The 15,072-nt window shown below is 72.3% G+C and carries 11 protein-coding genes; 6 read left to right on the top strand and 5 right to left on the bottom strand.

Going from position 1 to position 15,072, the window contains the following annotated elements; genetic code table 11:
- Positions 1-49: 49 nt before the first annotated feature.
- The 4 genes from AB0I16_RS13105 to narI are packed head-to-tail and all read left to right on the top strand — an operon-like array spanning position 50 to position 6,687.
- Positions 50-3,733, top strand: a complete 3,684-nt coding sequence (locus tag AB0I16_RS13105) for a nitrate reductase subunit alpha (RefSeq protein WP_363249427.1) — start codon at positions 50-52, stop codon at positions 3,731-3,733.
- A gap of 1 nt (position 3,734) precedes the next feature.
- Positions 3,735-5,393: a nitrate reductase subunit beta gene (narH, locus tag AB0I16_RS13100; RefSeq protein ID WP_363249426.1), complete on the top strand. Its 1,659-nt coding sequence runs from the start codon at positions 3,735-3,737 to the stop codon at positions 5,391-5,393.
- Positions 5,390-5,965 carry a nitrate reductase molybdenum cofactor assembly chaperone gene (narJ, locus tag AB0I16_RS13095; RefSeq protein WP_363249425.1) on the top strand — a complete coding sequence of 192 codons (576 nt, stop codon included), beginning with the start codon at positions 5,390-5,392 and terminating at the stop codon, positions 5,963-5,965. The genes narH and narJ overlap by 4 nt, the downstream gene beginning before the upstream one ends.
- Positions 5,965-6,687 carry a respiratory nitrate reductase subunit gamma gene (gene narI / locus AB0I16_RS13090; RefSeq protein WP_363249424.1) on the top strand — a complete coding sequence of 241 codons (723 nt, stop codon included), beginning with the start codon at positions 5,965-5,967 and terminating at the stop codon, positions 6,685-6,687. The genes narJ and narI overlap by 1 nt, the downstream gene beginning before the upstream one ends.
- On the opposite strand, the gene dnaK is transcribed toward narI, so the two are convergent.
- The 5 genes from dnaK to AB0I16_RS13065 form a co-directional block, all read right to left on the bottom strand.
- The gene (gene dnaK / locus AB0I16_RS13085; RefSeq protein ID WP_363249423.1) at positions 6,684-8,585 is read right to left on the bottom strand and encodes a molecular chaperone DnaK; all 1,902 of its coding nucleotides are present in this window, start codon (positions 8,583-8,585) and stop codon (positions 6,684-6,686) included. The two genes, narI and dnaK, sit on opposite strands and share 4 nt — an antisense overlap.
- A gap of 200 nt (positions 8,586-8,785) precedes the next feature.
- Entirely contained in the window at positions 8,786-9,211 is a 426-nt protein-coding gene (locus AB0I16_RS13080) for an OsmC family protein (protein WP_363249422.1), read from the bottom strand.
- Between the two features lie 141 nt (positions 9,212-9,352).
- Positions 9,353-10,750 (bottom strand): amino acid permease, encoded by a 1,398-nt coding sequence (locus AB0I16_RS13075; RefSeq protein ID WP_363249421.1) that lies wholly within the window; start codon positions 10,748-10,750, stop codon positions 9,353-9,355.
- 83 nt (positions 10,751-10,833) lie between these two features.
- The gene (locus AB0I16_RS13070) at positions 10,834-12,996 is read right to left on the bottom strand and encodes a phage holin family protein (RefSeq protein ID WP_363249420.1); all 2,163 of its coding nucleotides are present in this window, start codon (positions 12,994-12,996) and stop codon (positions 10,834-10,836) included.
- Between the two features lie 78 nt (positions 12,997-13,074).
- Positions 13,075-13,503, bottom strand: coding sequence for a hypothetical protein (locus AB0I16_RS13065; RefSeq protein WP_363249419.1), 429 nt, complete (start codon positions 13,501-13,503; stop codon positions 13,075-13,077).
- Between the two features lie 82 nt (positions 13,504-13,585).
- Between AB0I16_RS13065 and AB0I16_RS13060 the strand changes: the two genes are divergently transcribed.
- On the top strand, positions 13,586-14,362 hold the full coding sequence (locus AB0I16_RS13060) for an MBL fold metallo-hydrolase (protein ID WP_363249418.1): 777 nt from the start codon (positions 13,586-13,588) through the stop codon (positions 14,360-14,362).
- Positions 14,359-14,976: a VTT domain-containing protein gene (locus AB0I16_RS13055; RefSeq protein ID WP_363249417.1), complete on the top strand. Its 618-nt coding sequence runs from the start codon at positions 14,359-14,361 to the stop codon at positions 14,974-14,976. Before AB0I16_RS13060 ends, AB0I16_RS13055 begins: the two co-directional genes overlap by 4 nt.
- Positions 14,977-15,072 lie beyond the last annotated feature (96 nt).

Genomic DNA, 15,072 nt, shown 5'->3' with positions numbered 1-15,072 from the left:
CCCGGTCGCCCCTAGGTTCAGGGGCAAGGCATACCTAGGGAGCCCCACGGTGACAGAGACGACCGAGCCCGCCGCCGCCCTGTTGCGGGCCGGCAGGTACTTCCGGCGCGGCACCGCCGCCCCCGACCTGCACAGCGTGCGGCTGACCGGCGGCCGGGACGCGGACGCCTTCTACCGCGACCGGTGGAGCCACGACAAGGTCGTCAACTCCACGCACGGCGTCAACTGCACCGGCTCCTGCCGCTGGAAGGTGTACGTCAAGGACGGCATCATCACGTGGGAGACGCAGGCGACGGACTACCCGAGCGTCGGCCCCGACCGCCCCGAGTACGAGCCGCGGGGCTGCCCGCGGGGCGCCGCGTTCTCCTGGTACACCTACTCCCCCACCCGCGTCCGCTACCCGTATCTGCGCGGCGTGCTCCTGGAGATGTACCGCGAGGCGAAGGCGCGTCTGAAGGACCCGGTCCTCGCCTGGGCGGACATCCAGGGCGACCCGGAGCGCCGCCGCCGCTACCAGCGGGCGCGCGGCAAGGGCGGCCTGGTGCGGGCGACCTGGGACGAGGCCGTCGAGATCATCGCCGCCGCGCACGTGCACACCATCAAGACGTACGGGCCCGACCGCGTCGCCGGGTTCTCGCCCATCCCCGCGATGTCGATGGTGTCGCACGCCGCGGGGGCCCGCTTCATGGGGCTGATCGGCGCGCCGATGCTGTCCTTCTACGACTGGTACGCGGATCTGCCCGTCGCCTCGCCGCAGGTCTTCGGCGACCAGACCGACGTACCGGAGTCGGGTGACTGGTGGGACGCCGCGTATCTGATGATGTGGGGCTCCAACGTGCCGGTGACGCGGACGCCGGACGCGCACTGGATGGCGGAGGCGCGCTACCGCGGGCAGAAGGTCGTGGTCGTGGCGCCCGACTACGCGGACAACGCCAAGTTCGCCGACGAGTGGCTGCACCCGCACCCCGGCACGGACGGGGCCCTCGCCATCGCGATGGGGCACGTCGTCCTGAAGGAGTTCTTCGTCGACCGCGCCACGGAGTTCTTCACGGACTACGTGCGCAGGTTCACCGACCTGCCCTTCCTGGTCACCCTGACCGAGCGCGACGGCGTCTGCGTCCCCGCGAAGTTCCTGCGCGCCACCGACCTCGGCGAGGCGGGCGAGGGCGGTGACTGGAAGACGGCGGTGCTCGACCGGACGACCGGGCTCCCCGCGGTCCCCAACGGTTCGCTCGGCTTCCGCTGGACCGAGTCCGGCAAGGGCAGGTGGAACCTGGACCTCGGTGACATCGACCCGCTCCTGACCCTCCAGGGCTCCGCCGTGGCCTCGGGCGTCGAGGTCGCGCTGCCCCGCTTCGACACCGAGGGCGGCACGCACGGGCAGGGCCGGGGCGAGGTGGTGCGCAGGGGTGTGCCCGCGACGCGGCTCGGCGGGCAGGAGGGGCCGCTGGTCACCACGGTCTTCGACCTGCTGCTCGCGCAGTACGGGGTGGCGCGCGAGGGGCTGCCCGGCGAGTGGCCCGCCTCGTACGAGGACGCCTCGCAGCCGGGTACGCCCGCCTGGCAGGAGGCTCTGACCTCGGTGCCCGCGGGGAAGTGCGTGAAGATCGCCCGCGAGTTCGCGGCGACGGCGGAGAAGTCGCGCGGGCGCTGCATGATCCTGATGGGCGCCGGCACCAACCACTGGTTCCACTCCGAGACGATCTACCGCGCCTTCCTCGCCCTGCTCCAGCTCACCGGCTGCCAGGGCCGCAACGGCGGCGGCTGGGCGCACTACGTGGGCCAGGAGAAGTGCCGCCCGGTCACCGGCTGGGCGACACTGGCCGGCGGCATCGACTGGAGCAGACCGCCCCGGCAGATGATCGGCACGGCCTACTGGTTCCTCCACACCGACCAGTGGCGTTACGACAGGTTCGCCGCGGACGTGCTCGCCTCGCCGCTGGGCGAGGGCCGCTTCGCGGGGATGACGGGCGCCGACTGCCTGGCCCTGTCGGCGCGCTCCGGGTGGATGCCCTCGTACCCGACGTTCGACCGCAACCCCCTCGACCTCGCCTCGTCCTCCGACGACCCGGTCGCGGACGCCGTCGAGGAGCTGAAGGCGGGCACGCTCAGGTTCGCCTGCGAGGACCCGGACGCCCCCGAGAACTGGCCGCGCGTCCTCACCCTGTGGCGTGCCAACCTGCTCGGCTCGTCCGCCAAGGGCGCCGAGTACTTCACCAGGCACCTGCTGGGCACGCACTCCTCGCTGCGCGCGGAGGAGGCCGCGCCCGGCGAGCGGCCCTCCACGGTGACCTGGCACGAGGAGGCCCCCGAGGGGAAGCTGGACCTGCTGGTGTCGCTGGACTTCCGGCAGACGTCCTCCACGCTCCTGTCCGACGTGGTGCTCCCCGCGGCGACCTGGTACGAGAAGCACGACCTCTCCACCACCGACATGCACCCCTACGTGCACTCCTTCACCCCGGCCGTCGACCCGCCGTGGCAGGCGCGCACGGACTTCGACACCTTCCGCGCCCTCGCGGACCGCCTCAGCGAGCTGTCCGTGGACCACCTGGGCGTGCGCAGGGACCTCGTGGCCACCGCGCTCCAGCACGACACCCCGGGCGAGACCGCGCAGCCCGGGGGCGTCGTCCTCGACTGGCGCAAGGGCGAGTGCGAGCCGGTGCCCGGAAGGACCCTGCCGAACCTGGCGGTCGTGGAGCGCGACTACACCGCGACCGGCGCGAAGTTCGCCGCGCTCGGCCCGCTGGTGGAGGAGCTGGGCCTGCCCGCCAAGGGCATCGCGCTCCACCCCGACCAGGAGGTCGAGGAGCTGAAGGAGCGCAACGGCGTCGTGCGCGGCGGGCCCGCCGACGGCCGCCCCGCCCTGGACACCGCCGTGAAGGCGGCCAACACCATCCTCGCCCTGTCGGGCACGACCAACGGGCGCCTGGCGACACAGGGCTTCCACACGCTTGAGACGCGCACCGGGCAGGAGATGGCGCACCTCGCCGCCGAGCACGAGGGCAAACGCGTCACGTACGCGGACACGCAGGCGGCGCCCGTGCCGGTGATCACCTCGCCGGAGTGGTCGGGCAGCGAGTCGGGCGGGCGGCGCTACACGGCGTTCACGCTCAACACCGAGCACCTGAAACCGTGGCACACCCTCACCGGGCGCCAGCACTTCTTCATCGACCACGACTGGATGCACGAGCTGGGCGAGGCGCTGCCGGTCTACCGGCCGCCCCTGGACATGAACCGCCTCTTCGGGGAGCCGCGGCTCGGCCCCGACGGCGAGCGGGAGGTGACGGTCCGCTACCTCACCCCGCACAACAAGTGGTCGATCCACTCCGAGTACCAGGACAACCTCTTCATGCTGTCGCTCTCGCGCGGCGGCCAGTCCATCTGGATGGCGCCGCAGGACGCGGACGCGATCGGCGTGAAGGACAACGACTGGATCGAGGCGGTCAACCGCAACGGCGTCGTGGTGGCGCGGGCGATCGTCTCGCACCGCATGCCGGCGGGGACGGTCTACATGCACCACGCCCAGGAGCGCACGGTGAACGTCCCGAAGGCGGAGACGACCGGCAGGCGCGGCGGCATCCACAACTCCCTGACCCGGCTGATCCTCAAGCCGTCGCACCTCATCGGCGGCTACGCGCAGTTGTCGTGGGCGTTCAACTACCTCGGCCCGACGGGCAACCAGCGCGACGAGGTGACGGTCGTCCGCCGCAGGACGCAGAAGGTGGAGTACTGAGATGCCCCGTGCCGCAACCGGCCGACGACGCGTCATGGCCCAGATCGCGATGGTGATGAATCTCGACAAGTGCATCGGCTGTCACACCTGTTCGGTCACGTGCAAGCAGGCGTGGACCAACCGCGACGGCATGGAGTACGTCTGGTTCAACAACGTCGAGACCCGCCCTGGCCAGGGCTATCCGCGCCGCTACGAGGACCAGGAGAAGTGGCGCGGCGGCTGGGAGCTGAACAAGCGCGGCGCCCTGAAGCTCAAGGGCGGCGGCCGGATCAAGTCGCTCCTGGAGATCTTCTCGAACCCCAAGCTGCCCGAGATCAAGGACTACTACGAGCCCTGGACGTACGAGTACAGGAACCTCACCGACGCGCCGCTCGGCGACGACTACCCGGTGGCCGAGCCGCGCTCCCTGATCTCCGGCAAGCCGATGAAGATCGAGTGGTCGTCGAACTGGGACGACAACCTCGGCGGCGCCACCGAGCACGGCCACCTCGACCCCATGGTCGCCAAGGTCCGCCGCCAGGCCGCCGACAAGGTGAGGTTCGCCTTCGAGCAGACCTTCATGTTCTATCTGCCGCGCATCTGCGAGCACTGCCTCAACCCGTCGTGCGTGGCGTCCTGCCCGTCAGGGGCGATGTACAAGCGCGAGGAGGACGGCATCGTCCTCGTCGACCAGGACCACTGCCGGGGCTGGCGCAAGTGCGTGACGGGCTGCCCGTACAAGAAGGTCTACTTCAACCACCGCAGCGGCAAGGCCGAGAAGTGCACGATGTGCTACCCGCGCGTCGAGGTGGGCCTGCCCACCGTCTGCTCGGAGACCTGCGTGGGACGCCTGCGCTACCTCGGCGTGATCCTGTACGACCCCGACAAGGTGACGGCGGCGGCCTCCGAGCCCGACGACGAGAAGCTGTACGAGGCGCAGCTCGGCGTCTTCCTCGACCCGGCCGACCCCGGGGTACGCGAGGACGCCGAGCGGTCCGGCATCTCGTACGACTGGATCGAGGCGGCCCGCCGCTCCCCCGTGCACGCGCTGATCAGCCGGTACAGGGTGGCGCTCCCGCTGCATCCGGAGTACCGCACCCTGCCGATGGTCTGGTACGTCCCGCCGCTCTCGCCGGTGGTGGACGCCCTCAACGAGACCGGGCACGACGGCGAGGACGCCGGCAACCTCTTCGGGGCGATCGACACCCTGCGCATCCCCCTCGAATACCTCGCGGAGATCTTCACCGCCGGGGACGTCGGCCCGGTGCGCGCCTCGCTGGAGAAGCTGGCGGCGATGCGGGCGCACATGCGGGCCATCAACCTCGGGGACGCGCCCGACGGCTCGGTGGCGGACGCGGTGGGGATGACGGGGCCGGAGATCGAGGAGATGTACCGCCTGCTCGCCGTCGCCAAGTACGACGAGCGCTACGTCATCCCGACCGCGGCCGTCGCGGACGCCCGGCACCTGGAGGAGACGGCCGTGCCCGACACGTGCAGCCTCGACCACCAGGACGGCCCGGGGATGGGCGGCGACGGCCCGTTCGGCCAGGACTCCGGCGGCAGGAAGCGGCTGCCCCTGGTCACCGTCGAGAACTTCCACGTGCTGCGGAAGCGGCAGACCGCCGACGAGCAGCCGAGCGCCGCCGAGAAGGCGAACGCGGCTCCGGAGGAGGACCGGTGACCGGCCGCGACGCCGTGCTGCACCAGGCCGCCGCGCTCTGCCTCGCCTATCCCGACGCGGAGTTCCACGAGCGGCTGCCCCTGATCGAGGCCGCCGCTCCCCCGGAGCTGGCCGGCTTCCTCGCGTACGCCGCCTCGACGGAGCCCCGCGAGCTGGCGGCGCACTACGTGCGGGTCTTCGACTTCAAGAACCGGCACAGTCTGTATCTGAGCTGGTGGCGGGAGGGCGACACCCGCAGGCGCGGCATGGCCCTGGTCCGCTTCAAGGAGGCGTACCGGGCGCACGGCCTGGAGTTCAGCGGCGAGGAGCTGCCGGACTTCCTCCCGGTGGTCCTCGAATTCTCGGCGCTCGCGGGGCCGGAACTGCTCCTGGAGCACCGCGGCGGCCTCGAACTGCTGCGCCTGGCCCTGCACGACGCGGGGACGCCGTACGCCGAGGTCCTTGAGGCGGTGTGCGCGAGCCTGCCGGGGCCCTCGCCCAGGGACCGCGCCGAGGCACTCGCGCTCGCCAGGTCGGGGCCGCCGCGCGAGACCGTCGGCCTCGAACCCTTCGCACTCATCGGGGAGCACTGATGAAGACCCTGCTGTGGGGTGTCCTGCCGTACGTCGCCTTCGTGCTGCTCGTCGCGGGCACCGTCTGGCGCTACCGCTACGACAAGTTCGGCTGGACGACCCGCTCCTCGCAGGTCTACGAGTCCAAGCTCCTGAACATCGCGTCCCCGATGTTCCACTACGGCATCCTGTTCGTCCTCGTCGGCCATCTCGTCGGCCTGTTCCTGCCGATGTCGTGGACGGACGGATTCGGCGTCGACGAGCACACCTACCACCTGTTCTCCCTGTACGGGGGCACGGCGGCCGGCGTCCTGCTCGTCCTCGGCATCCTGCTGCTGCTCTACCGGCGGCGGACCAACACGCCCGTCTTCCGCGCGACGACCGCCAACGACAAGCTGATGTACCTGGTGCTGTTCGCGGCGATCGTGCTCGGCATGGTCGCCAAGCTCACCCACACCTCGGGCGACGGCTACAACTACCGGGAGTCCATCGGCCCCTGGGCCCGCAGCCTGTTCACGCTGCGTCCCGACGTCGACCGGATGACGGGCGTGCCGGTGCTGTACGAGATCCACGCGGTGGTGGGCATGGTGCTGTTCGCGCTGATCCCCTTCACCCGGCTCGTGCACATGTTCAGCGCGCCCGTGCAGTACCTGTTCCGGCCGTACGTGGTGTACCGGAGCAAGGACCCGGGCCGGGTCGGCGCCCGGCCCGAGCGGCGCGGCTGGGAGCGGACGGAACCCTAGGGGGTGCCTTCCTTCCCGCCCTTGCCCCGGTCCTCCTCGTCCACGATCTCGGCGTCCACCACGCCCTCCTCGGTGGACGGCCCTGAAGCCGGGCCGGGGGTGGCGCCGGTGGGCGGCGGCTCCTGGGCGGTGCTCCCGGCGTCGGCGTAGAGCGCCTGGCCGAGCTTCTGGCTGACCGTCGCGAGCTTCTCGGCGCCCGTGCGCAGGGCCGCCGTGTCGTCCGCCTTGTCCTTGAGGGTGTCCCTCAGCTCGGCCGCGGCGGTCTCCACCTCGGTCCTCGTCGCCGCGGGGACGTCAGCGAGCCGCGCGGCGTTGTCCTTGAGGAACCGCTCCGTCTGGTGCAGGAGCTGCTCGGCCTGGTTGCGGGTCTCGGCGGCCTCGCGCCGCCTGCGGTCCTCCTCCGCGTGCTCCTCGGCCTCGCGGACCATGCGGTTGATGTCGTCCTCGGGCAGCGCGGAGCCGCCGGTCACCGTCATGCGCTGCTCGCGCCCCGTGGCCTCGTCCTTGGCCGAGACGTGCATGATGCCGTTGGCGTCGATGTCGAAGGTGACCTCGATCTTGGGGACGCCGCGCGGCGCGGGCGGCAGCCCCGTCAGGTCGAAGACGCCGAGCTTCTTGTTGTACGCGGCGATCTCCCGCTCGCCCTGGAAGACCTGGATGCCGACCGACGGCTGGTTGTCCTCGGCGGTGGAGAAGGTCTCCGAACGCCGGGTCGGGATGGTGGTGTTGCGCTCGATGAGCTTGGTCATGATGCCGCCCTTGGTCTCGATGCCGAGGGAGAGCGGCGTCACGTCGAGGAGCAGCACGTCCTTCACGTCGCCCCGGATCACACCGGCCTGGAGGGCCGCGCCGAGCGCCACGACCTCGTCGGGGTTGACGCCCTTGTGGGGGTCCTTGCCGGTGAGTTCCCTGACCAGTTCCGTGACGGCGGGCATCCGCGTGGAGCCGCCCACCAGGATGACGTGGTCGACGGTGGAGAGCGCGACGCCCGCGTCCTTGACCGCCTGGTGGAAGGGGACCTTGCAGCGTTCGAGGAGATCCGCCGTCAGCTCCTGGAAGCGGGCGCGGGTCAGCTTCTCCGCGAGGTGCAGCGGGCCGTCGGCCGAGGCGGTGATGTAGGGGAGGTTGATGTCCGTCTCGCTGGACGAGGAGAGCTCGATCTTGGCCTTCTCGGCGCCCTCGCGCAGCCGCTGGAGCGCCATCTTGTCCTTGCCGAGGTCCACGCCGTGCGCGTTCTTGAACTGCCGCACCAGGTGCTCGACGATCCGCTGGTCCCAGTCGTCGCCGCCGAGCCGGGTGTCGCCGTTGGTGGCCTTCACCTCGATGACGCCCTCGCCCATCTCCAGGAGTGAGACGTCGAAGGTGCCGCCGCCGAGGTCGAAGACGAGGACGGTCTGGTCGTCGCCCTTGTCCAGGCCGTAGGCGAGGGCCGCCGCCGTGGGTTCGTTGATGATGCGCAGGACGTTCAGGCCCGCGATCTCCCCGGCCTCCTTGGTGGCCTGGCGCTGGGTGTCGTCGAAGTAGGCGGGGACGGTGACCACCGCGTCGGTGACGTCCTCGCCGAGGTAGGACTCGGCGTCGCGCTTGAGCTTCTGCAAAACGCGCGCGGAGAGTTCCTGGGCGGTGTAGCGGGTGCCGTCCACGGAGCCGCTCTCCGGGAAGCGCCAGCCGCTGTCGCCCATGTGGCGTTTGACGGAGCGCGCGGTGCGCTCCACGTTCGTCACCGCCTGCCGTTTGGCGACCTCGCCCACCAGTACGTCGCGGTTCTTGGCGAAGGCGACGACCGAGGGTGTGGTGCGCGCGCCCTCGGCGTTGGCGACGACGGTCGGTTCACCTCCCTCCAGCACGGCCACCACTGAGTTCGTCGTCCCGAGGTCGATCCCGACCGCACGTGCCATGGGTCCAGTCCCTTCCGCCGCGAGCGCATGTCCCCCGTGTCCAGGTCTACTCCGCTCTCCATCACAAAACTTGAGCGGCATCTTGTCAATGCCCAGAGGGGACAAGCTCGGACGGGACAGGCCCGGGCGGTGTGCGGGCCGGACACGACGGTGCCGCCGCCCTCAGCGGGGCGGCGGCACCGTCAGCGGCCGGTGTCGCCTCAGGCGAGCTTGGCGGAGAGCGTGATGGTCGTGCCCGACAGGGCCTGGCTCACCGGGCAGTTGGCCTTCGCGTCCTCGGCGGCGGCGGTGAAGGCCTGCTCGTCGAGGCCCGGCACCTCGCCCTCGACGGTGAGGTGGATGCCAGTGATGCCGGTGCCCGGCTGGAAGGTGACGTCGGCGGACGTCGTCAGGCGGGTGGGCGGGGTGCCCGCGCCCGTCAGGCCGTGCGAGAGCGCCATGGAGAAGCAGCTGGAGTGAGCGGCCGCGATGAGCTCCTCGGGGCTGGTCCTGCCGTTCGCCTGCTCGGCGCGCGACGGCCAGGACACCGGCTGCTCCCCGATGCCGGAGGAGTCGAAAGTGACGGTGCCCGAGCCCTCCGTGAGAGAGCCTTCCCAGACCGTGTGCGCGGAGCGCGTGGTTGCCACGATGCAGTTCCCTTCGGTGCGGTTCCGTGATCGGAAGGTGCGTGGCCACCATCCGATCACACTCGGGGCGGAAACGGGCCGCGCGGGGGCGGAGCGGTGCCTCAGGGATGATGCGAGCCGAGCGTTCCTGCCCGTCGGGGGTCAGTCCTCCGGGGCGGTGACGGTGGCGGCCCGCTGCCTGCGGGCCGCCATCACCGCGTAGACGAGCACGCCCACGAAGAGGAACAGCACACCCTGGTAGACGGCCGCGTACCCGGAGCCGCCCACCAGCCACATCGAGAAGGCGAACGCGACGCCGACGAGGACCCCGTCCCGCACGAGGCGCCCGCGGTCGACCCGCTCGCGCCGCCCGGACACGAGGAAGTAGATCTGCGCGGCGGTGGCCAGGAGGTAGGGCACGGTCGCCGTGAACGTGGTGATCAGGACGAGGGACTCGAAGACGCCGCCGGAGCCCGCCGTGTAGTTGTAGACGGTCAGCAGTGAGGCGAGGACGACGGTCACGAGGACGCCGACGGTCGGCACGCCCCGCTTCTTCTTCCCGAAGGCTCCGGGGAACAGCCCGTCCCTGGCGGCCGCGTACGGCGTCTGGGCGCTCAGCAGTGTCCAGCCGTTGAGCGCGCCGACCATGGAGACCAGAGCGGCACAGGCCACGGCGGTGCCGCCCCAGGAGCCGCCGAACATGACGTCGACCGCGTCGGAGAAGGGCGCCGTCGAGCCCACCAGCTTCTCGTGGGCGACGGTGCCGAAGACGGCGAGGGTGCCGAGGAGGTAGACGAGGGCGGCGCCGACGGTGCCGAGGATGGTGGCGCGCCCGACGTTGCGCCGCGGGTCGCGGACCTCGCCGGCGCTGACGGCGGCCGACTCCACGCCGAGGTAGGAGAAGAGCAGGATCGCGGCGGCCGCCGAGACCGCACCGACCGGGCTGTCGTCGCTCGCCCTGAAGGGGCCGAGGTTGCCGCTGTCGAAGAAGAAGAGCCCGCCGACGGCGACGAGGAGCAGCGGCAGGAACTTCAGGACGGTGGCGACGAGCTGGACCGCGCCGACGTACCGGGTGCCGGCGAAGTTGGCCGCGGCGGGGAGCAGTTGCAGCACCAGCGCGGCGAGGCAGGCGGACCACTTGTGGTCGTCGACCGGGACGAGCACGTCGAGGTAGCCGACCGCGGCCACGGCGAGGGCGGCGTTGGAGACCCAGGTGGTGATCCAGTACGACCACGCGGCGAGGAACCCGGCGAAGTCGCCGAAGGCCTCGCGCGCGTACACGTAGGGACCGCCGGTGCGCGGGTCGCGCTCGGCGAGCCGTCCGAAGACGAGGGCGAGGGCGATGGCGCCGGCGGTGAGCACGGCGAAGGCGACGAGGCTGATGGTGCCGAAGGGGGCGACGGACGCGGGCAGCAGGAAGATGCCACCACCGATGATGTTGCCCATCACGAGGCAGGTGGCGATGGGGAGCCCGAAGCGGCGGGCGTGCTTGCTCCGCGCCGCGTCCTGCTCTCCGCCTGCCGGACCCGACTGCCGCGGTGGGGTTCCGGTGTCGTGCATGGGGTGGTGCGCCTCTCGTCGTGCCGGGTGCCCGGGATCGCCGGGCGCAAGACATGGTCGGGCACGGCGGACGCCGCTCAAAATCAGCGCGTTTTGTCCTGCCGGGCATGGTCGACGGCCGCAAAAGCTGTGCTCTCGGTGGCTCCGGACGGCGATTCATCCACCGGAATGAAAGGTTCCGCCGCCTGGGCCGCGCGGGCCGCCACCGGTATCTCGGGACCCGCGTCCTCGCCGAGCCAGTCCCGCAGGACGCGGTGGATCTGCTCGGCGCCGACCAGCCGCCGCCCGTCGGCCACCGGGTCGGGCAGCGTGAGCGGGGACAGCAGGAACGGGTGGGACTGCGCCCCGCCGAGCCCGCCGTGCGAACCGATCTGCTCCTCGAAGGCGAGGACCTCGCCCTCGTCCGGGTCGTACCAGGAGTTGACCATGATGTCGGCGGTGTGCGGGAAGCCGTCGGTGCGCCGGACCGCCTCCAGGGCGCCGGGCCCGAAGTCGGCGAGCGGCCCGAGGTCCGCCGGGTCCTCGTCCAGGTACACCTCGGCCCCGCGCGCCCCGAGCACGAGCCCGCCGCGCTCCGCGTCGCGTACGAGGAGGAAGCCGATCCCCGGGTGGTTGGCGAGAGTGGGGAGCAGCGCCGGATGGCGGCGGTCGATCTCCTGGCGGGTCATGCGGTGGGAGACGTCGGGGAACGAGACCAGCCCCAGGTTGCCCGAGGCCAGCACGACCGGCTCCGCCCGGCGGGCGGGCCGCCGCTCGTCGGCGCCCTCCTCGACCGGCCTGCGCAGGGCCGCCCGCACCGCCGCGCGGGCCTCGGCGCCGCTGTGCGTGCGCTGCGCCCTGCGCGGCACGGGAAGGCCGCAGCCGGCCCTGACGAGGTCGCCGAGGGTGAGGCCGTAGCGGGCCCGGAAGGTCTCGCCCGGGCTCTGCCCGTGGTCGGAGAGGACCACGATCCGGTAGGCGCGGGGCGCGTGCTCGGCCACCTGCTCAAGCAGCGCGAGGGAGCGGTCGAGGCGCCGCAGGACCTTGTCGGCGTCCTTGCCGCACGGCCCCGAGTGGTGCGCCACCTCGTCGTACGCGACGAGGTCGGCGTAGACCGCGCTGCGCCCGGCGAGCATGTCCCCGATGACGGCGGCGACCACCACGTCGCGCTCGACGACGGTCGCGAAGGCGCGGATGAACGGGTAGAGGCCGCCCCTGCCGACGCGCGGGCGGCGCCGCTCGGCGCGGGCCCGCAGGGACTCGCCGATCTCACGGAAGACCTCGGCGACGAAGGACAGGGCGGTGCGGACGGCGTTGGCGGGGTCGGAGAAGTAGGCGAAGTACCCGGCCCGCGACCGGTTCTCCCTGCCCCGCCGCGCGGCCACGGAGAGGACGAGGGCGAGCTGTTCGGCACCGCCGCTGAAGAGGTTGCCGCGGCTCGCGCCGTCGACGGTGAGGAGACCGCCGTCGCCGGTGCGCTCGACGGCGCGGCGCTGGAGCTCCACGGCCGAGGAGGGCCGGTTGCTGACCATGACCTCGCCGGTGTCCTTCTCGTACCACCGGAACGCGGGGACGTCGTGGTTGGAGCCGTGCAGGATGCCGAGCTGGCTCGCCCCGGTCTGGCTCGACCAGTCGGTGCGCCACGGGGTGAGGCGGTGGGTGGCCTCGGTGCCGCCCTCCCCGAGCCACCGCCCGAGGGTGGGCGTCAGGCCCCTGACGACGGCGGCGAGCAGCACGTCGTGCCCGACCCCGTCGAGCTGGATGAAGACCGTGCCGGGGTGGGTGGCGCCCGTCCCGTCCTGCCCGCCGCGGCGGCGGCGCCGGTCGGCGAGGCGGTAGAGGCGGCGGCGGTAGGCGTCGTCGTCGCGGACGGCGAGGGCGCCGCCGGTGGCGGAGGCGACGGCGGACATCACCGCGGCGACGACCACGGCGGTCTCGGGGCCCGACTCGCCGCGGCCCTCGGGGATGAGGCGCAGGGCGAGCAGGAGCAGCGAGCCGTTGAGGAAGAAGGCGAGCAGGCCGAGCACGAGGGCGGGCACCAGCAGCAGGGCGCGCACCAGCAGCGGCCACACGAGCGCGGAGAGCAGCCCGAACGCGCCGGCGCCGAGGGCCGCGGTGGTCGCGATGCGGGTGGCGCTGTCGCCGCCGTCGGCCTGCAGCCTGAAGTCGGGCAGGATGCCGGCGAGCACGAGCATCGTCAGCGTGCTGACGGCCCATACGGCGACCACGCGCCACGCGGCGCTGCCGGTCTTCCGCCATCGCCCCATGCGGCCACTCCTCTTGCCCGAACAGGGCACCACCCTGCCATACCCGGGCAGAGCGCTCCGAACCGGCGGTCCCCTCGCTCAGCGGCCGTCGTACCCCGCGGTGGGCATGGAGAGCCGCCGGTGCACCCGCGCCTTCATCCGCGCGTCGTACGCCGGCTCGGCGAGGCCCGCCGTCTCGATCCGCACGCCCCGCCGCGCGCACTCCGCGGCGAACTCCTCGGGGCAGCGCAGTGCCTGGTCGAGGACCCTGCGGCTCGGTACGACGAAGAGGTCCACCAGGCCCGCGTCGACGTCGCCCCAGAGGATGCGGTGGTCGGTGCGCAGCGCGCGTACGACGAGTTCGCGGGTGATCACGTACCCGTGGGCGGCGGCCCAGCGGGCGCACATGGCGTGCTGGCTGCGCGAGTCGACCAGGAAGGGGTCGGCCTCCAGCTCGGCGAGCGGCACGAGGCTGGCGATCGCCGCCGCCCGCACCACGGCGGCGGAGGCGCCCCCGTGCTCCTCCATGGCGTACCCCTCACCCTCGGCGTGGCCGCTGACCCTACTCCTGGCCGTAGGCTCGGAGACAGTCGCCATAAGGAGGAACCGGGTGCCCGTCGAGGTCACATGGTGGGGCCACGCCACTTGTACGGTCGAGGACTCGGGTGTCCGCGTCCTCACCGATCCGCTCTTCGCCCGCCGCCTCGCGCATCTGCGGCGCCGCAGAGGCGCCCTGCCGCCCCCGGCGGCGGCCGTCGCCGACGTGGTGCTCCTTTCGCATCTGCACGCCGACCACCTGCACGTTCCTTCGCTGGCCCGGCTCGCGCCCGGCACCCTGGCGCTGGTCCCGCGCGGCGCGTCCCGCGCGGTGCCCGGCCTGGCGCGCAGGCTGCCGCACCTGCGGCTCACCGAGGTCGTGCCGGGCGACGAGGTGCCGGTGGGCGGCCTCGTGGTCCGCGTGGTGCCCGCGCGGCACGACGGGCGCAGGCTGCCCGTGGGGCCGCAGCGCTCCCCCGCCCTCGGCTATGTGGTGAGCGGCGAGGCCCGCACGTACTTCGCCGGGGACACCGGGCTCTTCGAGACGATGGCCGAGGAGGTCGGCGACGTCGACGTGGCGCTGCTCCCGGTCGGCGGCTGGGGCCCCTACCTCGGCCACGGCCACCTGGACGCGGGCCGCGCCGCCGAGGCGCTCGTCAGGCTCGCGCCGCGCAGCGCGGTCCCCGTGCACTACGGCACGTACTGGCCGATCGGGATGGACGCGGTGCGCCCGCACGAGTTCCACGCGCCGGGCGCGGAGTTCGTGCGCCACGCGCGGCGCCTCGCCCCGAAGGTGACGGTGCACCGGCTGGCCCACGGCGAGAGCGTGCTGCCGGAGGTGGCCAGGTGACGCTCGCGGCGGTGGCCCAGATACCGCCGGAGAGCACGCAGCAGGCGCTCGGCTACCCCTCGCTTTTCCTGCTCGTGGTGATCGGCGCGCTGGTGCCGGTGGTGCCGACGGGCGCGCTCGTCAGCTCGGCGGCGGTGGTGGCCCTGCACCAGACGGCGCCGTTCTCGCTGCTCGTCGTCTTCGCCGTCGCGGCGTTCGCGGCGTTCCTCGGCGACATCGGCCTGTACTGGCTCGGGCGGCGCGGCATGCGGTCGAAGAACGGTTCGCGCTGGCTGGAGGCGCTCAGGGACCGGGCGCCCGAGGAACGGCTCGCGCAGGCGCAGGCGAAGCTGAAGGACCACGGCGTGCTGGTCCTGGTGCTCTCCCGGCTCGTGCCCGCGGGCCGCATCCCGGTGATGCTGGCCTGCCTGCTGGCGAAGATGCCGCTGCGGCGGTTCGCCCGCGGCAACCTGCCCGCCTGCCTCGCCTGGGCGGCGACGTACCAGGTGATCGGCATCCTCGGCGGCTCGCTCTTCGAGGAGCCGTGGGAGGGCGTCGTGGTGGCGGTCGTCCTGACCCTGCTGCTCGGCCTGGCGCCCGCGGCCTGGCGCAGGGTCCGGCGGGCGCACGCCTAGGTGTATTGATCACGAGCGTTGTTAACAGGGCTGGGTCTTGATCATGGCGAAGACCTCCGGTGTGGTGGAGGTGTCTAGGCTCCACACCACACACGG

The organism is Streptomyces sp. NPDC050703 (assembly GCF_040654435.1).
GTDB lineage: Bacteria > Actinomycetota > Actinomycetes > Streptomycetales > Streptomycetaceae > Streptomyces.
Note: the sequence above shows the minus strand (reverse complement) of the source record. Positions and strands in the feature narration are given on the sequence as shown.